General features: G+C 63.0%; 15 protein-coding genes, 1 tRNA gene and 3 rRNA genes. 6 read left to right on the forward strand and 13 right to left on the reverse strand.

Features of this window, described 5'->3' with window-relative positions; translation table 11 throughout:
* Positions 1–32: 32 nt before the first annotated feature.
* Positions 33–962, reverse strand: coding sequence for an NHL repeat-containing protein (locus tag EP7_RS23005; protein ID WP_463524492.1), 930 nt, complete (start codon positions 960–962; stop codon positions 33–35).
* Between the two features lie 153 nt (positions 963–1,115).
* Between EP7_RS23005 and EP7_RS23010 the strand changes: the two genes are divergently transcribed.
* Positions 1,116–1,427 (forward strand): Rieske (2Fe-2S) protein, encoded by a 312-nt coding sequence (locus EP7_RS23010; protein WP_463524493.1) that lies wholly within the window; start codon positions 1,116–1,118, stop codon positions 1,425–1,427.
* 135 nt (positions 1,428–1,562) lie between these two features.
* Here EP7_RS23010 and EP7_RS23015 read toward each other — a convergent pair whose 3' ends face one another.
* Positions 1,563–2,051 carry a YciE/YciF ferroxidase family protein gene (locus tag EP7_RS23015; protein ID WP_463524494.1) on the reverse strand — a complete coding sequence of 163 codons (489 nt, stop codon included), beginning with the start codon at positions 2,049–2,051 and terminating at the stop codon, positions 1,563–1,565.
* A 404-nt stretch (positions 2,052–2,455) separates the two neighbouring features.
* On the opposite strand from EP7_RS23015, the gene EP7_RS23020 reads away from it, so the two are divergent.
* The 4 genes from EP7_RS23020 to EP7_RS23035 are packed head-to-tail and all read left to right on the forward strand — an operon-like array spanning position 2,456 to position 6,143.
* On the forward strand, positions 2,456–3,469 hold the full coding sequence (locus tag EP7_RS23020; RefSeq protein WP_463524495.1) for a DUF1559 family PulG-like putative transporter: 1,014 nt from the start codon (positions 2,456–2,458) through the stop codon (positions 3,467–3,469).
* Positions 3,470–3,486: 17 nt separating this feature from the next.
* Complete coding sequence (locus tag EP7_RS23025) at positions 3,487–3,906, forward strand: hypothetical protein (protein WP_463524496.1); 420 nt, start codon at positions 3,487–3,489, stop codon at positions 3,904–3,906.
* Between the two features lie 36 nt (positions 3,907–3,942).
* Positions 3,943–4,632 carry a response regulator transcription factor gene (locus EP7_RS23030; protein ID WP_463524497.1) on the forward strand — a complete coding sequence of 230 codons (690 nt, stop codon included), beginning with the start codon at positions 3,943–3,945 and terminating at the stop codon, positions 4,630–4,632.
* Positions 4,632–6,143 (forward strand): sensor histidine kinase, encoded by a 1,512-nt coding sequence (locus EP7_RS23035; protein WP_463524498.1) that lies wholly within the window; start codon positions 4,632–4,634, stop codon positions 6,141–6,143. Before EP7_RS23030 ends, EP7_RS23035 begins: the two co-directional genes overlap by 1 nt.
* 24 nt (positions 6,144–6,167) lie before the next feature.
* On the opposite strand, the gene EP7_RS23040 is transcribed toward EP7_RS23035, so the two are convergent.
* From EP7_RS23040 to tadA, 3 genes are all read right to left on the reverse strand, one after another.
* Positions 6,168–6,632: an EamA family transporter gene (locus EP7_RS23040; RefSeq protein ID WP_463524499.1), complete on the reverse strand. Its 465-nt coding sequence runs from the start codon at positions 6,630–6,632 to the stop codon at positions 6,168–6,170.
* A 187-nt stretch (positions 6,633–6,819) separates the two neighbouring features.
* Positions 6,820–6,906, reverse strand: a tRNA-Ser gene (locus tag EP7_RS23045).
* 13 nt (positions 6,907–6,919) lie between these two features.
* Positions 6,920–7,438: a tRNA adenosine(34) deaminase TadA gene (gene tadA, locus EP7_RS23050; protein ID WP_463524500.1), complete on the reverse strand. Its 519-nt coding sequence runs from the start codon at positions 7,436–7,438 to the stop codon at positions 6,920–6,922.
* A 264-nt stretch (positions 7,439–7,702) separates the two neighbouring features.
* Between tadA and EP7_RS23055 the strand changes: the two genes are divergently transcribed.
* Positions 7,703–8,674, forward strand: coding sequence for a Gfo/Idh/MocA family protein (locus tag EP7_RS23055; protein ID WP_463524501.1), 972 nt, complete (start codon positions 7,703–7,705; stop codon positions 8,672–8,674).
* 95 nt (positions 8,675–8,769) lie between these two features.
* Here the strand turns inward: EP7_RS23055 and EP7_RS23060 are convergent, their stop codons facing one another.
* The 8 genes from EP7_RS23060 to EP7_RS23095 all read right to left on the reverse strand — a co-directional run bounded on the left by EP7_RS23060 (position 8,770) and on the right by EP7_RS23095 (position 19,455).
* The gene (locus EP7_RS23060; protein WP_463524502.1) at positions 8,770–9,636 is read right to left on the reverse strand and encodes an EF-hand domain-containing protein; all 867 of its coding nucleotides are present in this window, start codon (positions 9,634–9,636) and stop codon (positions 8,770–8,772) included.
* A gap of 269 nt (positions 9,637–9,905) precedes the next feature.
* Positions 9,906–10,316 (reverse strand): YraN family protein, encoded by a 411-nt coding sequence (locus EP7_RS23065; protein ID WP_463524503.1) that lies wholly within the window; start codon positions 10,314–10,316, stop codon positions 9,906–9,908.
* 16 nt (positions 10,317–10,332) lie between these two features.
* Positions 10,333–10,587, reverse strand: a complete 255-nt coding sequence (locus tag EP7_RS23070) for a hypothetical protein (protein ID WP_463524505.1) — start codon at positions 10,585–10,587, stop codon at positions 10,333–10,335.
* Positions 10,588–10,737: 150 nt separating this feature from the next.
* Positions 10,738–12,213, reverse strand: coding sequence for an MFS transporter (locus EP7_RS23075; RefSeq protein WP_463524506.1), 1,476 nt, complete (start codon positions 12,211–12,213; stop codon positions 10,738–10,740).
* A gap of 214 nt (positions 12,214–12,427) precedes the next feature.
* Positions 12,428–12,535: ribosomal RNA gene (rrf, locus tag EP7_RS23080) — 5S ribosomal RNA — on the reverse strand.
* Positions 12,536–12,798: 263 nt separating this feature from the next.
* Positions 12,799–15,616: ribosomal RNA gene (locus EP7_RS23085) — 23S ribosomal RNA — on the reverse strand.
* Positions 15,617–16,179: 563 nt separating this feature from the next.
* A 16S ribosomal RNA gene (locus EP7_RS23090) occupies positions 16,180–17,702 on the reverse strand.
* The 16S, 23S and 5S rRNA genes sit together here, the layout of an rRNA operon.
* A gap of 721 nt (positions 17,703–18,423) precedes the next feature.
* Positions 18,424–19,455: a 6-phosphofructokinase gene (locus EP7_RS23095; protein ID WP_463524507.1), complete on the reverse strand. Its 1,032-nt coding sequence runs from the start codon at positions 19,453–19,455 to the stop codon at positions 18,424–18,426.
* Positions 19,456–19,487: the final 32 nt, after the last annotated feature.

Here is a 19,487-nt window from a genome sequence, read left to right on the forward strand (position 1 = left end):
CCGGCCCCGCAAATCATCGCCCCCGGCCCGGCTCAGAACCGGAACCGCTGCACGCGATGATTGTTCGTGTCGATCACCGAAACCGCCCCCTCACCGTCCACCGCCAGAGCCCAGGGGTTGTAGAGCTGACCTGGCCTGCGGCCCGAGGCACCCCAGACGCCGAGCGGCTCCCCTTCCTTCGAGAACTTCTGCACCCGGTGATTGCCGTATTCGCACACATAGACCGCGTCATCGGGGCCGATCGCCACGTCGTACGGATAGGCCAACTGCCCGGGACCACTTCCATGCTCTCCCCAATACCGCAGCAGCTTGCCCTGAGTATCGAAGACCTGGATCCGGTGATTTGTGCTGTCGGCCACATAAATTCGGTCGTCGGCGTCGATCGCTAGCGCACGGGGACGCAGGAATTCGCCCGGTTCGTATCCGTGGCCCCCCCACTGCCGCAGCCATTTCCCGTCGGGAGAGAAGGCCTGAACGCGGTCGTTCTCGCCATAATCCGCGACGTAGAAATTCCCGAGCCTGTCGATCACCACGTCCGTCGGATACCCGAACCGGCCCGGAGTCGCCGCCTGCACCCCGTCGCCGATCTGCTGGAGCAGCTTCCCCTCGGGCGAGAAGACGAGCACCCGGTAGAAATGGGTGTCCGCCACCAGCAAACGACCCAGCTGGTCGACCGTAAGGCCACTCGGCCCGTCGACGTTGAACTCGGGCATCCGCCATCCGCGCAGATAGTTGCCCTCGCGGTCGAAGACCTGGATCCGGTCGGTCAGGTCGGCGATGTAGAGCTGATCCTTGCCGTCAAACGCGGCCACCCTCGGCTTCTGCAGCCAGCCGTCCTTCGACCCGTGGATCCCCCAGACGAGGTCGGCCCTCGAATCTGCGGAGCGGTTGCATCCGGCCAGGCAGGCCACCAGGGCCCCGAGCAACAACCCGCCGAACTTGCCGCGCAAATCGGGTATCATGGGTCGCCGCGCGGAGCCGGGGTCTCCCTCGCCGGGCGGATGTCGCACGGCCGGGCCTGCCCGGACTGTGTGCTACTTTACAAAAGTCAAAGGTCGTCCCGCAAGCCGACGCCCGCCCCGTTCCCTCAAGACAATCCGCAGGAGGATTCTCGAGTGGCCGAGTTCGTCAAGGTCTGCTCCGTCGGCGATGTCGAGGAGGGCGGATCCATCACCGTCGAGGTTGGGGATCTGAAGATCGCCATCTTTTTGAAGGGAGAGACCTTCTACGCCATTGCCGACCGCTGCCCTCACGCGGGCGGCTCGATGGGCCTGGGCTGGATCGACGAGGGAGAGGCCGTCTGCCCGCTTCATCGCTGGCAGTTCAATCTGGACACCGGCCGCTGCTCGACCATCCGCGGTCAGCGGATCCGCAAATACGACTGCGAGGCCCGCGAAGGCTCCGTCTGGGTCAGTGTCCCCAGCTGATCGGATCGGCCCGCCGAAGGGGACCAGGGCATGAAGTCCCTCGCCCAGTCGGCGGGCCCGTCACAGCTGATCGGATCGGCCCGCCGAAGGGGACCAGGGCATGAAGTCCCTCGCCCAGTCGGCGGGCCCGTCACGTCAGACGGCTTCGAGATTGATCGTGCTGACGGCCAGGTCGGTCAGCGCTTCGTCTGTCGCCTTCTCCTCCGAGAGCGTCGCGTCGACGAGCTTAACCACCGCGTTCAGCTTCAGGAGCTTGGCGAACGCCTTGATCGTGCCGTAGCCGGCCATCTCGTAATGCTCGACCCGCTGGGCCGCAGCGATCAAGCCCGCGTCCCGGACCTCGGGCTCAGCGTCCTCCTTGATCATCTCGTCCCCCTCGGCGATCAAGCCCTTGATCGCCTTGCAGGTCTTGCGCTCGGCCTTCTCATCCAGCGCCTCGAACGCCTTGTCCAGTCGGCCGATCTGCCCTTCCGTTTCCTTCAGGTGCTTGCGGAACGCCGCCTTCAGCAAGGTTGAATGCGCCGCCTTCTCCATCTTGGGAAGGGCCTCGGTGATCCGATGCTCGGCGTCGTAAAGGTCCTGCATCTGTTCGACCAGAAGGTCGCGCAAAGTTTCGAGTTTCATCGTTGCGATCCTGGCATCAGCCATTGATTTGGAATCGGGAGCGAAGCCTTCAACACCCGGCAACCAACGCAAACCCCATTCCAAGATCGGTTCGAACTAGCACCCGGGCAGGCGCCAGGATCACACACCTGTTGAAGTCGCTCTGGGGAACGATTCCGCAGCCGATCCCGCACGTTGGCGAGAGCTTTGCTCCCCGTCAAGCGGAATGGCTGCGCGCCCTCCGGGGCGACCGTAGCGGGACGCACCTGGCGAATGATGGCCGCGGCCCTCGATAAGCTCGAATTTATCCTCGACTCAGATAGGGCTTAGGATTCGCTGATAGTCTGCAAGGGCTTGAACAGAGAGTGACGAGGGCACGGGGGGCGACGCCCGGCCTACGATTGGTTGCGAGAGAGGAGCCGACCTTGGGACGATTCAATCGGTGCCAGAGACGCCTGGTGCGGGGGTTTACCCTGATCGAGCTTCTGGTGGTGATCTCGATCATCGCCGTGCTGATCGGCCTGCTGCTGCCGGCGGTGCAGAGTGCCCGTGAGGCCGCCAGGCGAGCGCAGTGCGTGAACAACCTGAAGCAGATCGGGCTTTCGCTGCACAACTACCTGTCGGTACACAACACATTCGCCCCGTTCTCGGTGCTCCCGCGAACCAGGACGGCGCAACCCTGGTCGGCCCTGGCTCGGATCCTTCCGTTCATGGAGCAGACCAACCTGGCCAATCTCATCAACTGGGATAGCGACTACGAGTTCCCTTCGAAACCGACCGTCGCGGCCATCCGTGTCGCGGCGTTCATGTGCCCGAGCGAGATCAATGACCGCCCCAGGCCCACGGCGACCCTGACGTACTATCCGTCGAATTACGCCTTCAACTCGGGGACCTGGTTCTTCTACGACCCAGCCAGCGACCGCGAGGGGGATGGAGCCTTCGCCCCCAACCGAGCGTTTGCCCCTGCGGCGATCTCCGACGGACTGAGCAACACACTGGGTGCGGCCGAGACCAAGGCTTACCAGCCCAACCTCTGGGACACCAAGGTCCCGGCGACCACGGGCACGGCGGCTCCGACCACCCCCGCAACCCTGAACACCTATCTCAGCGGCGGGACGTTCGATAGCAACGGCCACACCGAGTGGATCGAAGGAGACATCCACGAGACCGGTTTCACCACCACGTTCACGCCCAACACCAAGGTCCCGTATACCTCCGGCGGCCTGGTCTATGACGTCGACTTCACGTCGATGCGCGACGGCGAGTCGATCAACCTGCCGACCTACGGGGCCATCACGTCAAGGAGCTTCCACCCGGGCGGCCTGAACGGGATGATGATGGACGGCTCAGTCCGGTTCTTCAAGTCGACGATCAACCAGGCGGTCTGGCGTGGGCTGGGCACCCGGGCCGGCGGCGAGGTTATCTCGGCCGATGATTGACCCACGGGGCCCGATTTATGTTTGACCGAGACCGCCGATGCACAGCCGCCTGGAAGGCCCTGGTGCTCCCGTTGATCCTGATCACCCTGGCGTCGGCCTGCTCGGCGCCAGGAGACTCGGCCTCCGACCTCGATTCGTCGAGGGCCGCGGCCGACGCATTCCTGGCGGAGATCCGGACCGGGAAGGTCGACGCCGCCTGGACGTCGACGACCGCCGAATTCAAATCGATGCTCGGCCAGGAAGGGCTGCGTCAGTTCGTCAGGAGCAACCCCGCCCTGCGCGAACCGGCCACCTTCGTGTCGGTCGTCCCCGTCACGAAGAACACGCTCGCCATGACCGAGTGCACCTATAAGCCCGCCAAGCGCACGGTCTCGGTCAAGGTGCTGCTCGCCCCCGAGACGTCCAGCTGGAAGGTCGAGCGGCTGATCGTCGAATGAGCTGCCCAGGCTCGCACGGGAAGGTGGTCTGAACGCATGAGCTTCCGTATCCTGGTGGTCGAGGACGAGTTCCAGCTCGCCGACTTCCTCGTCCGAGGCCTGCGCGAGGAAGGGTTCGTCGTTGAGCACGCCGCGGACGGCGAGTCGGCCCTCGATGCCCTGAAAGCGGAGACCTGGGACCTGGTCCTGCTCGACTGGTGGCTGCCGGGCCTGGAAGGCCTCGCCGTCCTGCGCCAGTATCGGGCAAGGGGCGGGACGGCGCCGGTCCTGTTCCTGACGGCCAAGGACTCGGTCGACGACCGGGTCCGAGGCCTGGACGGGGGAGCCGATGATTACCTCTGCAAGCCGTTCGCCTTCGAGGAGCTGCTCGCGAGGTCACGCGCCCTCCTGCGCAGGCTCGACCGGAGCCCGGCCCTCCAGTTAACTCACGGCGACCTGAGCGTGGACCTGGCCACCCACCAGGCGAAGCGGGGCCCGAACACGCTGGAATTGACCGCGAAGGAATTCGCCCTCCTGACGTTCCTGCTACGCCATCCCGGCCAGGTCCTCTCCCGCACCAGGATCTATGACCACGTCTGGGACGAGCATTTCGACCCCATGTCCAATACGCTGGAAGTGCACGTGATGGAACTGCGGCGCAAGCTGGAGGCCCATGGCCCTCGCCAGATCCAGACCTTGCGGGGCCGGGGGTATCGGCTCGATGCCTCCCCCGAGGAGGTCCGCTGATGAGCCTGACAGGCCGATTCTCGGCCCTGGTGCTGGCGGCCATCGGCGTGGTGCTCGTCGGCTTCTCGACGGCCCTGTTCCTGGCCGCGCGCGTCTACCTCGATCATCAGATGGGCGACCGCCTCGCCTCCGCTCTCGACATCCTCGTCGCGGCCGCCGAGGTCCACCCCAACGGGGTCGAGTGGGAGCCCCACGAGCGGGTCCTCCCCCTGGGCCAGATGACCGGCGAGGGAGAGATCTGCTGGGTGATTTACGATGACCGGGGCCATCGCGTCGACCGCTCGCGGAATTTCCCCGAGGCCGACCTGACGGACGTTCGCACCATAAATCGGCGGCAGACCGGCCTTCCCGCCCAGCAGGTCGACCGCCTGGGCCATGTCTGGCGGATGGATCGCCGCACCATCGTCCCGGGCGCGAAGAATTCGGGATCGCAGGCAGCCGCCGATCGGACCCTTCCCGTCGAGGTCGACCCGCCCGAAGCCTTCTATCCTTCCCTGACGCTGATCGCTTACGCGCCGATGGCTCCGACCCGCGAGCTTCTCGCCAGCCTGGCCTGGGGTCTCGTCGTCCTGGGGATGACGACCTGGGGCGTCTCCGCCCTGCTCTGCCGCCGTCTGTCGCGCACGGCGCTCCAGCCACTGAGCAGGCTGGCCGAGTCAGCCCGAGGGCTCGACACCGCCGGCCCCGGCTGGGTGCTCGAGCGGTCGGGCACGGGTGACGAGCTGGACGACCTGGGGCAGGCATTCAACGAGTTGCTCTCCAGGATCCACGTCGCCTACGAACGTCAGCGCCGGTTCGGCTCCGACGCCTCGCACCAGTTGCGCACTCCCCTGACGATCCTGATTGGCCAGATCGAGGTCGCCCTTCGCCACGAGCGTACCCCCGAGGAATATCGGCGGACTCTGACGTCGGCCCTGGGGGGTGCCGCCCAGCTTGCCCGGGTCGTCGAGGCCCTGCTCTTCCTCGCGAGGGCCGAATCGGACGCGGCGATGCCCGAGAGCGTGCTGCTGAATCTGGGCTCATGGGCCAGGGCCCACGTCGAAGCCATCGCGCCTTCGTCGATGCTTCTCGAATTCTGCGAGGCCGAAGGCGGGCCGATCTGGGTCCGCGCGAACCCGCCGCTACTCGGTCAGTTGCTGGACAATCTGCTCGACAACGCCCGAAAGTACAGCCCGCCGGGCTCGCCCATCACGGTGGGTCTTGGCTCGGATCGCGACTCGGTCCGCCTGTGCGTCGAGGACCAAGGGCCGGGCATCCCGACCGAGGAGGCAGACCGAATCTTCGAACCCTTCTTCCGATCGAGGCAGGCCCGTCGCCTGCCGATCTCGGGGGCGGGCCTCGGACTCTCGATCGCGCAACGGGTCGCCCAGGCGATGGGCGGACTCATCACCTATCGGCCAAGGCCCGAAGGAGGCAGCAACTTCGAACTGCGAATCCCGCGGGCCGCATCGCCACCGGCCGTCGTCTCAAGGGCAGAGACCGCCTCGCTCAAGGATCTGGTCGCCTCTTGAACGAAAGCTGGGGCATACACTCGCTTATCGGCCGACGCCAAGACCAAAAGTCCGGCCGAGGAGATCTTGAACCGAGGGCACGGTCAGCAGCACCCCGACCAGGATCAGGGCCGCCCCCACGACGGAGAGGGGCCTCAGCGGCTCGCGCAGGACAACGACGCCAAGGGTCATGGCGATAACGAAGCTGAGCTTGTCAATGGGCGCCACGCCAGAAATGGGGCCCGCCTTAAGCGCCGCGAAATAGAACAGCCAGGACAACCCGGTGGCGACCCCCGACAGCACGAGCGCCGCCCAATCCCGGCCCGAAAGCCTGCCGATCGCCGAGAATTCGGACCGCGCCCCGACAATCGCCGCGGCGAACGCGACGACCACAACGGTCCGGATAAGCGTCGCCACATTTGACGGCACCTGACTGACGCCGATCTTGGCTAGCAAGGCCGTCAGGCCGGCGAAGATTGCCGACAGGATCGCATACGACTGCCACCCCATGCGACCATCCCCTCATCAGCTAAGGCCCGATCCTGTACGACCTCAACCCCGCGCGACTCGTCTTCCGGCCTGAGGTGAGCAGTCCGTACGCCCCGGCAATTCACTCGAAACTGACACAAAACGAAGAAAGCCCCCTGATTCACAGGGGGCTTTCTTCGTTCAATCCAGCTCGTCCAAACGAATCAAGCGGAGGAGGTGGGATTCGAACCCACGATACCCTTGCGGGTACTCCGGTTTTCGAGACCGGCCCATTCAACCACTCTGGCACCCCTCCGGTGCATCCCGTCTCACACCGGCTCGTTCGAGCTGGGAGCGGGCCTGGAAACTCGCCGAGACCCGAAGAAATCCGCCAGTACCTCGCCACACTCTCGAGAACAAACACCTGCCGTGACAGCTGCTCGATGATTCAGCCGCGGGTCATCCAGGAGTCGATAAAGACTCCGGCAGGCACCCCCCTTGGGGTCGGCCGCTCCGTAAACGACCCGAGCAATTCGTCCTTGCAGGATCGCCCCGGCACACATCGGACATGGCTCGAGCGTTGCGTACAGGACGCAGCCATCGAGATGCCAGGTCCCCATTGCACGACCGGCGAGCGTCAAGGCGAGCCGCTCCGCGTGCGCGGTCGGATCGCCCGTTGACTCACGGAGATTATACGCTTGAGAAAGTACGCGACCATCTCTGACAATGATCGCGCCGACCGGAACTTCTCCCAGTCGACCGGCCTCCCGAGCAAGCTCAAGGGCACGCTTCATCCAGATCAGGTCGTTTTCCGCCCCGGCATCGCTCATACGACTTGCGAAGAGCATCCGCCTGCACGTCAACCGACTCAACCGAAAGGCCAGAATAACACCCGATCTCGGACCCCCGCAAGACCAGAATCACGAGAGAGGTAACTCGGAATGATTCACCGAGTTGCCACCTTTCGAGCAGACGAAAGGATCCTCTGCGGTGGGTACGGGCGACTCTCATGATAATCTCAGTCGGCCGACGGGACGCGGACCGAGAGCCACTCTCCGTCGTGCTGCCGGGCCACATCAAACGAACGAAACACCCCTCGCGGCGATCGAACCATGAAAACACCCGACCCTCTCCGTTGGGGCATCCTCGGCTGCGCCCGGATCACTCGTCGCGGGATCATCCCCGGGGTCAATGACTCCCAATCCGGCGTATTGCACGCGATCAGCAGCCGCGACGGGACGACCGCGCGAGCCTGGGCAGACGAATTCAAGATCCCCAGGGCCTATGACTCCTACGAGGCGGTGCTCGCCGATCCCGAGGTGCAGGCCATCTATGTCCCCCTGCCCAACGAGTTGCACAAACCCTGGGTGCTCGCCGCGGCCGACGCCGGAAAGCACGTCCTCTGTGAGAAGCCGCTTGCGCTGAACTCGGCGGAAGCTCGCGCCATGGTCGAGCATTGCCGCGAGCGTAACGTCATCCTCATGGAAGCGTTCATGTGGAACCACCAGCCCAGGACTGCCGGCGTCCTGAAACTCGTGAGAGATGGGGCCATCGGCCATCTCAGGCTCATCCGCTCGTCATTCTCGTTCGCCATCGACATGACCGACTGGCGGCTCGATCCGGCCCGAGGCGGCGGTGCGCTCATGGACGTCGGCACGTACGGGGTAAGCACCGCTAGGCTCTATGCCGGATCCGAGCCGACACGAGTCGAGGCATCGGCCCACCTGTCTCCCAGCGGCGTCGACATCTCGCTCTCAGCCCTGCTCACCTTCCCCGGCAACATCAGCGCCCTCATCGATTGCAGCTTCGAACAGCCTTTCCGCTGCTCGTACGAGCTTGTGGGGACCAAGGGGAGCATCGAGGTGCTCGACGCCTATCTCCCGCCCGAACGCCCGGTCGTCGCCGTGCGAGATCTCAAGGGTAACGCCATCGAACATTCCTTCGACGGGACCAATCAATACGCAATGATGGTCGACGCCTTCGCCCGTGGAGTCGCCGACGGCACCCTACCCGCCCCGGCTGAGGACGGCCTCGCCCAGATGCAGACGCTCGACGCGATACTTGCTTCGATCAAACGGGGATGATCCTACGAACAACCCCTCCCCGCGCCGGATCGGCGCGGGGAGGGGTCGAGTGTGATTCAAGGGCGTGACTCAGATCCGCTGATCGAATCGGAGGCTCAGCGAGGGGCCGGGGCCGGGACGGCGAGGTTGGGGACAGGGGCAACCTCTTCGGGACGACGGCCGCTCTCGATCAGGTTTTTCGCAGAGTTCTGCGGCTCGGGCACGCGAAGATTGCGGACCTGGTTGATCACAACCTGCTGGGCCGCCTTGGCTTCCTCGGCCGAGATTTGGCCGTCGTTGTTGGCGTCGAGGGCCTTGAAAACCGCCTTCGACGGCTCGACAATCGCTTTCTCATACTCGGCCACGCTGATCTGACCATTATTGTCGGTATCGGCGGCCTGGAAGCTGGCCTGGGCCACGGCGCGGGCGGCACCAATCATGGCGGCATTGACCTCGGTCGGGCTCATCTGGCCGTCCCGATTCGTGTCAGCTGTCGCGTACAGACCTTGGACGGCCGTCTGAATCGCCTGACGGACCTCGGTAGCCTGAAGCTGCTTGTCGTTGTTGCTATCAAGCAGGCTGCCGGCCATCGCCAGCGGATTGCCAGCCGTCCCGCCGGCGGGAGCCTGGCCGGGCTTTGCATTGTTCGCGGCGCCAGTGCGCTCGAGAACAACCCGAAGCAGCGGCTTCTGGGCGAGGAACGACTCGCGAGCCTGCTTGGCTTCTTCCTGCGACAGCACACCGTCGCCATTGGCGTCGGCACGGAAGAAGAAGCCGCCTACCATGAGGTTGGCCGCGTCAATCGCCTCTTTCTGCGAGATCTGACCGTCGTTGTTAGCGTCGGCCGTCTTGAACAGGATCCGGCCGCTTTCCTGCAAATCCTGCAGGCTATCGATCGGTCCGGGGGTGTCTTCAGCGCGAGCAATCCCCACGGTCGCGGCCAAACCAAGACCAGTCACCAGTGCCCATGTCTTCAAACGCATCATCACTCTCCCTTAATTGATCAGTCCGCATTCGCGGTCGATCGCCGTCGGCATCGATCAGGACGCTCCGAGCGCCCGAGGTCGCCTTGGCATACGTAGGGAGTGAAAAGCAACCGAAGTGCCATAAGCATCCTGAATCGCTGGACTCCATGATTTTTTGAGAGTGAGCTATCGCAGCTTTCCCATTTCGCTCATATTTCCCGAAAATTCCAGCCGTCGCGCATCCCCGCGGGATTGAACGCGCAAACGTGTTCCTGATTACCACTTAATCAACGGAAAAACTGCCCCTGCCCCACCGCGTCGAACGCCCCGCGAATATGATCGATCCGGGGCGTCCCCCCTCCCTCGGGCCAGACGATCGCGACGACATCGAATCGACCACGAACGCCGGGTGCATTCAGTAGCCGATGATGCCTCAGGAAATGCAAGGCGGCCAGGGTCAACCGACGCTGCTTGCCCGCGTCGACCGCCTCGGCCGGGTTCCCTTGCTGTCGGGTTTTCACCTCGACGAAGACCAGGACATCGCCGTCCCGAGCAATCAGGTCGATCTCACCCGCCGAGGTCGAGTAGCCGCGGGTGATGATGCGATAACCCTGACTGCGAAGCCATCGGGCTGCTTCACGCTCACCCCGTGCCCCCAGCCAGCGGGACCAGAATCGACGTCCGCCGGCTCCAGGCATCGTGATTCTCGCCCGATCAGTGGATCCCGAAGTCCTGCTCGATCTCCCGAGCCTGATCGCTCAGGCCGCCCGAGAGTCGGTTGTTCTTAAATAGCTTGGACTTCGCCGGAGCCTCTTCGGATTCTTTGGAAACGACAGGCGGATCGAGCGCCGCCAACTCATCGGTACTCGTCTTGGTCCGGACCTGCTTCTTCGTCATTAAATCGCAGCCGGGTCCGGAAACAACCATCCCAAATGCCAAGAACGCTAACCCCACTCGACGTCCCATCATCCAATCACCTCGCGTCCGCGTTCCGCCCAGGCCGCAAGGCCGTGACAAGTCCGCGTTCATCCATGAAGACGCAAGGGTGCATGCGGTCGATCCAACGTCGCCGCGACAGAGGGAGACGCCTCGGATCCTGCCACAATCCAAGTCTTCCGTCTAGTTCGCTTGAATCGAGTCGGCCTCTCCTTCCCCCTGAGGACCCCACCCCCAACCGATGATGACTGCGAGTATGCCCAGCAACGGGAGTAAACCGACGACAACGAACACCGAAGAGAAGCTCCCCGTCTGATCCTTGATCCGGCCCGCAATCGGCAAGAACCCGGCCGCAAAGAGATTGCCCAGAGCGCCAAGAACACCAACAACCAGGCCGGTATATCGAGGGGAGACTTCCTGACAGAAGGCGAAATAATTCGCCATGTAGGCCGCTGTGCCGAACGCCACCAACGCGAGTATCAGGATCGTCAAGGCCGGGTGAGACGAACGGCCCACGAACAATGCGAGCCCGATGAAGAGGCAACTCACCAGGATCACCTTGGCCCTTGCTCGGTCGGAACGTTCTCCACGCCGGGATAGGAACCTCGAAAACCAACCTCCGCCGAGATTTCCCAGATCCGCAGCCAGGAACGGGATCGCGCTCGCCATACCGCCAATTAAGTAAGGCATCGAAAGATCAGTCTTGAAGAGGGTCGCCATCCAGTTCACGAGAAAATGCCAGGAGACGTTCACCGAGCATGCCATGATCACGAGGACCCAGAATCGACGAAGCCGGACGATTTCACCCATCGACCTCGCCCAGTCTCGGCCTTTCAACTCGCTGAGCGGAACCAGCCGGGCCACCGCGAGGAGTCCAAACATGAGGAAGGCAATGCTCCACCAAATGGAATTCAGGCCGAATCGGGGCGCCGTTGCAGCGATGAGGATGGAGAGCAGACCGATCAAGCCAAACGATCCAACAGCTCTAAGGCTCAATCCAGAGTTGCTCAGGTTTTGATTTGTTGCAACTGGCTCCGGATGCGTCTCGCCGAAGGCCCCATGAGGATCACGGTTCACGACGAACGGCCAGAGCACGACCCAGACAAACCCAAGCAAGCCGACGATGACGAATGCAGTCCGCCATCCGAAGTAATTCGCCAGCGGCGGAACGATCAAGGGTGTGACCACAGCCCCGATCGCCGCGCCCGAATTGAAAATCCCATTGCCCAGACTACGACTCTCGGGAGGTAGAACGGTCGCGGTGATCTTCAACGCGCAAGGCCAGTTGAACGACTCGGCGATACCGAGTAGAGCACGGAAGGCGAGGAGAGCACTTAATGTGGGGGAAAATGCGACCAGAATAGCCGCCAGGGACCAGCAGCCAACGGCAAAGGCATAGACCTTACGAACATCCCAGCGATCCGCAAGATATCCAGCCGGGACTTGAAACAACGCATAAGTGAGTTGGAAGGCGGCAAGGACCCAACCGAAGCCTTCGTGATCGATCCTGAATTCAGCCCTGACATCCTCACCAACGAGAGACATCGACTGACGATCCATATAGTTGAGCGTTGTCGAGGCAAAAAGCATCCAGCAAACGTGCCAGGCCCATCGATTGGTCGAGACAGAAGTAGAGTCGCGAGGAACGAGAAAAACCACGTCGAAAGCTCCGGGACGAGATGATCCGAACCGAGGATCAAGTCGTCCCAGAGTGCCAGGTTGGAATACGTCTCGCAATCGGTCGAGAAGGAAGATTACAAGAATCGAAAAATCAGCTCATGAGAATAGCTACAGGTTGGAAAAGTCCTTCGAAACGCCGAACGCCCCGCCGATTCCGTGGGGGGAATCGGCGGGGCGTTGGGCGATTGGGGGATCCCGGCGATGACCGACTTTCGCGCTTGCGCACTATCATGGGCCTGGCGGGCTTAACGGCCGTGTTCGGGATGGGAACGGGTGTGGCCCCGCCAGTATGGTCGCCGGGAAAGCGGACGGCGGGCGGTCAGGCCCGACGTTCGCGGTGGATGCTGCTCTGGCAATCCGGTCAGTCACGCGATCAGAATCTTCGGGCGGGATGCGATCGTCCGCGAGGGGCGTCGTTGGACGCCTCGTCTCGTGGCGAAAGATGGGCCGGAGCGGTGATTCCGCATTTCGACGGAGGTCGAGGGTGCGGGCACTCGCGGCAGGTTGAGGACTCACCCTGTTCGTCTCGGGTGGCCCGCCTTGGTGGGGCGGGGCCGAGTCGGGGTGGTCAAGCGTCTTGGCTGTTAGTACCGGTCGGCTGAGGCGGTCGCCCGCCTTACACTCCCGGCCTATCGACCTGGTCGTCTTCCAGGAGCCTTCGTGACCTGAAGTCACTGGAAACCTCGTCTTGGAGGGGGCTTCGCGCTTAGATGCTTTCAGCGCTTATCCGGTCCCGACCTGGCTACCCGACGATGCCCCGAGCGGGACAGCCGGCACACCAGAGGTCGGTCCTCCCCAATCCTCTCGTACTAGGGGAGACGCTCCGCAAGTTTCCGACGCCCACGGCAGATAGGGACCGACCTGTCTCACGACGGTCTGAACCCAGCTCGCGTACCGCTTTCATTGGCGAACAGCCAAACCCTTGGGACCTTCTCCAGCCCCAGGATGCGATGAGCCGACATCGAGGTGCCAAACCTCCCCGCCGCTATGGACGCTCGGGGGAGATCAGCCTGTTATCCCCGGAGTACCTTTTATCTGTTGAGCGACGGCCTTTCCATCCAGCACCGCCGGATCACTAACGCCGACTTTCGTCCCTGCTCGACTGATGGGTCTCGCAGTGAGGCACCCTTATACGTTTGCGCTCGTGTTGCCCGATTGCCGACCGGGCCGAGGGTACCATTGCACTCCTCCGTTACGCTTTGGGAGGAGACCGCCCCAGTCAAACTGCCCGGAGAACACGGTCCCGGCGCGAGCTCGATCGCGCCGGTGAGGGCCAACGTCCAAGCAGGGTGGTATTTCACCGGTGGCTCCCCGCCGGCTGGCGCCGTCGGATCGTAGCCTCCCACCTATGCTACACAGCGTGGACGCAGGACCAATGTCATCTTGCAGTAAAGGTTCACGGGGTCTTTCCGTCTGACCGCGGGTACGTGGCATCTTCACCACGACTACAGTTTCACCGGGTCCCTCGTGGAGACAGTGCTCCAGTCGTTACGCCATTCATGCAGGTCGGAACTTACCCGACAAGGAACTTCGCTACCTTAGGACCGTCATAGTTACGGCCGCCGTTTATCGGGGCTTCGGTCGCCGGCTACGCTTGCGCTCACCGCCTCCCTTAACCTACCGACACCGAGCAGGCGTCAGACTCTATACGTCCTCTTGCGAGTTAGCAGAGTCCTGTGTTTTTGATAAACAGTCGCTAGAGCCGATTCTCTGCGGCTCCCATCTCGCGATGGGAGCTCCCCTTATCCCGAAGTTACGGGGTCATTTTGCCGAGTTCCTTCACGAGGGTTCTCCCGAACGCCTTCGGATGCTCGCCTAGCACACCTGTGTCGGATTGCGGTACGGGCCGACGGATCGTCCTCGCGGGGCTTTTCGTGGCCATGAAGTCATCAGGCTTCCAGATCGAATGCTGTCGGCCTTGCGGCACGGGGCAATCTAACGCCCCGACCTGACTCATCACGGCGTCCTCCGCGATTCAACCTCACCGCCGGGTGGAGGAATATTAACCCCCTGCCCATCGTCTACGCCCTTGGGCCTCGACTTAGGTCCCGACTGACCCTGGGCGGATTGACCTTCCCCAGGAAACCTTGTGCTTTCGGCGGATGGGCTTCCCACCCATCTTATCGTTACTCGTTCCGGCATTCGCACTCGGGGGCGCTCCACCGGTCCTTACGGTCCGGCTTCGATGCGGCCTCCGACGCTCTCCTACCATTCAATTAAGAATCCGCGACTGCGGCGCGACGCTTGAGTCCCCGTCATTTTCGGCGCGGGATGGCTCGACCGGTAAGCTGTTACGCACTTTTGAAATGGTGGCTGCTTCTAAGCCAACATCCCGGCTGTCACCGCGATCCCACTTCCTTTACCACTGAGCGTCGTCTTGGGGGCCTTGGTCGGCGGTCTGGGTTGTTTCCCTCTCGAGCATGGAGCTTATCCCCCACGCTCTGACTCCCGGAGTACATCGTGCGGTATTCGGAGTTGGGTTTCGGTGGGTAGGCGGGAAGCCCCCCATCCGAAGTCCGTCGCTCTACCCCCGCACGACAATGGTCCGAGGCTGGCCCTAAAGCCATTTCGGAGAGAACGAGCTATCTCGAGGTTTGATAAGACTTTGACTCCTCCCCACGGGTCCTCCCCCAGTTTTTCAACACTGGTGGGTTCGGTCCTCCACGGCCGGTTAGGGCCGCTTCAACCTGCCCATGGGTAGATCACCTCGTTTCGCGTCTACTGCGTGCGACTATGTCGCCCTGTTCAGACTCGGTTTCCCTGCGGCTCCCCTCCTGAAGAGGTTAACCTGGGGCCGCACACAGTAACTCGCCGGATCATTATGCAAAAGGCACGCGGTCAGGCTGGCACGAGGCCAAACGCCCTCCCACCGCTCGTAGGCACGGGGTTTCAGGATCAGTGTCCTCCCCTGGTCGGGGTTCTTCCCACCGTTCGGTCGCCCTACTGGGTTCGCTATCGGTCGTCATCGAGTGCTTAGCCTTGCGGGAGGGTCCCCGCCGATTCAGGCCGGGTTTCACGTGCCCGACCCTACTCGGGTACCGGATAGGAGGAGTTCCCATGTCGCCTACGGGACTATCACCCGCTGCGGTGCCGCATTCCAGCGGACTTCGGCTACAGAAACTCGCATTCCATGGCTCCGGCCCCACGACCCCGCCGGGTGTCCCCGACGGTTTAGGCTGGTCCCCGTTCGCTCGCCGCTACTGAGGGAGTCTCGGTTGATTTCTTTTCCTCCGGGTACTGAGATGTTTCAGTTCCCCGGGTCTTCCGCAGGTATTCCGGGATCAATGCTCGTTGGGCAGCTCCCCCGGACATTTCGCAGCCTTCCACGCCTGCATTCCTGATGACGCCTAGGCATCCCCCCCGTGCCCTTAGGAGCTTGACCACGCCGACCCGAACCCGCCCTGTCGGACCCACGACCTTTCGGCCTTGATCCAGCCTGGCTCATCCGGACCGATGCGGTCCTCTCTCTGCTCTGCAAGTCAATCGTCGCCTCACGGCGAGGACTGACTTATCACTATCGCTCCGAAGGTCCACTTTCGTGGAGATGAAACGTGCAAGTCGCCCCTCCGAGGCTCATGGGCCGAAGCCCACGCCCGCCGGAGGCGGAGATGTATCACGTCCTAGAAACTTCTTGCGTGACTGACACCGGATTGTCAAAGAGTGTCCCTCCGACGGCCGAAGCCGCCGAGAGACCCGGCCACCGGCCGGAGGGCGACGTCCGCACAGTCAAGTGCAGGCGACGCCCCCCGCCCGGTGAAGCAGGGGGGGGACCGAATCCCCAAACCATCCGAGTGAACAATCGCCGGACGGGACGAACCCGGCCGGCGACTATCCGCGCGGTGATCGATCGAGCGAGAAGACAGATCCAGCGTGTGAACCTCTGAGGGAAGCCGACGCGTGCCGCCGCGGTTGCGGGCGGTGCCGATAACTTGGAGACATCCTTAGAAAGGAGGTGATCCAACCGCAGGTTCCCCTACGGTTACCTTGTTACGACTTAGTCCCCATCACGGGTTTCATCTTCGGCGCCTGCCTTGCGGCTCCGGCGACTTCGGATGCCCCCCGCTTTGGTGGCTTGACGGGCGGTGTGTACAAGGCTCAGGAACACATTCACCGCGGCATGCTGATCCGCGATTACTAGCGATTCCGGCTTCATGCGGGCGGGTTGCAGCCCGCAATCCGAACTGGGGGGCGGTTTTTGCGATTGGCGCACCGTTGCCGGTTGGCTTCGCTCTGTCCGACCCATTGTAGTACGTGTGCAGCCCCAGGCATAAGGGCCATGAGGACTTGACGTCATCCCCGCCTTCCTCCGGCTTAACGCCGGCGGTCTGTCCAGAGTCCCCGCCATGACGCGTTGGCAACTGGACACAGGGGTTTCGCTCGTTAGGGGACTTAACCCAACACCTCACGGCACGAGCTGACGACAGCCATGCAGCACCTGTGCACGTTGTACCTTGCGGCCTCACCGACGTTTCCGCCGGCTAATCCGTGCATGTCAAGCCTGGGATAAGGTTTTGCGCGTAGCCTCGAATTAAGCCACATACTCCACCGCTTGTGTGAGCCCCCGTCAATTCCTTTGAGTTTCAGCCTTGCGACCATACTCCCCAGGCGGGACACTTCACGGTTTCCCTGCGGCAGGGAGCCCATCGGCGAGCCCCCTACCCAGTGTCCATCGTTTACGGCTAGGACTACCGGGGTATCTAATCCCGTTCGCTCCCCTAGCTTTCGCGCCTCAGCGTCAGTAGACGTCCAGGGGCTCGCTTTCGCCACGGGCGTTCCTTCCGATCTCAACGCATTTCACCGCTCCACCGGAAGTTCCAGCCCCCCCTACGTCCCTCAAGACTGCCCGTTTCGGATCCAGTTCCCCGGTTGAGCCGGGGGATTTCAGACTCCGACGCGGCAATCCGCCTACGCGCTCTTTAAGCCCAGTGATTCCGAATAACGTTCGCACGGTTCGTCTTACCGCGGCTGCTGGCACGAACTTAGCCCGTGCTTCCTCCAGGGATCGGTCAAGGACGGCTCTGCGCCGCCCCTTCCTCCCCCTCGACAGGAGTTTACAACCCGAAGGCCTTCATCCTCCACGCGGCGTCGCTCGGTCAGGCTTGCGCCCATTGCCGAAGATTCTCGACTGCAGCCTCCCGTAGGAGTCTGGGCAGTGTCTCAGTCCCAGTGTGCCGGGCCACGCTCGCACGCCCGGTAGGCATCGAAGGCTTGGTGGGCCGTTACCCCGCCAACTACCTAATACCACGACGGCCCGTCCCACGGCGGAATCGCACCTTTGGTCGCGGGGAAATGCCTCCCCGCGACGTCGCTGGGAATTACCCGGGATTTCTCCCGGCTATGCCCAACCATGGGGTTGGTTACCGTCGCCTTACTCACCCTTGCGCCACTCACCTTGCGGTGCGTACGACTTGCATGCCTAATCCACGCCGCCAACGTTCATTCTGAGCCAGGATCAAACCCTTCGAGATGAGGTCGAGATAAGAGAAGCGTAGTCCGGGAATAAATCCCCGTCCCGCACTCCTCCTCCGAACCATTCCTCTGGGTCGAGGAAAAAAACTTGGTCGCACCAGCCAAGGGCTTTAACCCCCCCGGCCGGAGCTGAGTCCGCCCGCATCATCCGTCCGAGCGACTCCGAAGAGCCCCCCGTCCCGATGAGTGCGACGACTCGCATCGGCTTCCCTCAAGGGTCCACTCATGTGGACTGTCTTCTCGATCGACCGAATTGTCAAAGAACCGACTCGAACCGAACAGTCGATACCGGGGCCGCGATCGCTCGCCGCCCGTCGCGACCGGGTCGTCTCCGGGCGTCTGCACGCCCCTCGAACCCCCCGGCCACCTTCGACACCCGCATCCGCGTCACCGCGTTTCCGCAGCGTTTCGCGTCAGGAGGGGCCACTGTATCGCGTGGCCCCGTCAGGCGTCAACCCCGATTTTTTCGGCCCCGTCGTCTCGACCGGGCCACGTCTTGAATGATCCACCCGTCGGGTCTTGCGATCTTTGCCCCGGAGGGCCTGACCGCGGACTCGGATGAACCGGACGTTTGAGTCACCGTCGTGTCGTTTCGCGTCTCCGCGTCTCGTCACTGGCGACAAGGGGATAGTACCAGGGTCTGGCGGAGTGTCAACGAAGTGACGGCGAAGTTCTTCGGATATTCGCCGCACTTCGTTAATTCAGCTGGCTTTACGTCTTTTACTTGAAGAAAACAGATGCTTCTTCGTAGTACGTCAGGTCGAGTGTTTTCGTGCCCGAGACGCCCGCCGCCAGGGTTGTGTCGATGATCTTGGTCCCCGAGAGAGCGACCATGGTCCCGAAACTCTTGCGGACGACGAGATCGGCGGCGGCCAGACCGAGTCGCGTGGCCAGAATTCGGTCGCAGGCGCTGGGGGAGCCGCCTCGCTGGAGGTGCCCAAGGATGACGCAGCGGGTCTCGTTGCCCATTTGCTCTTCGATGATCTTGGCGACCGCGTTGCCGACTCCGCCGAGGCGGACGTGGCCGAAGGCGTCGGTCTCGGCTTCCAGGGTCGTCATGCCCGTCTCGGGGAATTCGGCCCCTTCGGAGACGATGACGATGGCGTACCCCTTCCCTTCCGACTGCCGCCGCTTCAAGACCTCGATGCAGTGCGGCATATTGATGGGCACTTCGGGGATCATCACGTAGTCGGCGGCGCAGGCGATGCCGGAGAAGCAGGCGATCCAGCCAGCGTGACGGCCCATGGTCTCGACGACCAGGATGCGCCGATGGCTCTCGGCGGTGGTCCTGATGCGGTCGACGGCCTCGGTGACGATGTTCACGGCGGTGTCGAAGCCGAACGTGAAGTCGGTGACCATCAGGTCATTGTCGATGGTCTTGGGGACGCCGACCATCGGCAGGTTGAAGTCTTTATGCAGGCGGTAGGCGACCCCGAGAGTGTCGTCGCCGCCGATGGCCACGATGGCGTCGAGGCCCATGGCCTTGATGTTCTCGCGGACCTTGGGGATGTCGACGTCGGGATTCTTGTAGGGGTTCGTGCGCGACGACCCGAGAATCGTGCCGCCTCGAGCGATGATGCCGTCGGTCTCGGAAATCTGGAGGGGACGTTGCAGGCCGTTGACCAGGCCGCGCCAGCCTTCCAGCAGGCCGACGCAGCTCCCCCCTTCATTGTTGATACGCTGGACGACCGCGCGAATGACGGCGTTGAGCCCGGGACAATCTCCGCCGCCCGTGAGCAGACCAACTTTCATGGCGATCGAGTCCAATCCTGGGCCCGGTCCAC

The organism is Isosphaeraceae bacterium EP7, assembly GCA_038400315.1.
GTDB lineage: Bacteria > Planctomycetota > Planctomycetia > Isosphaerales > Isosphaeraceae > EP7.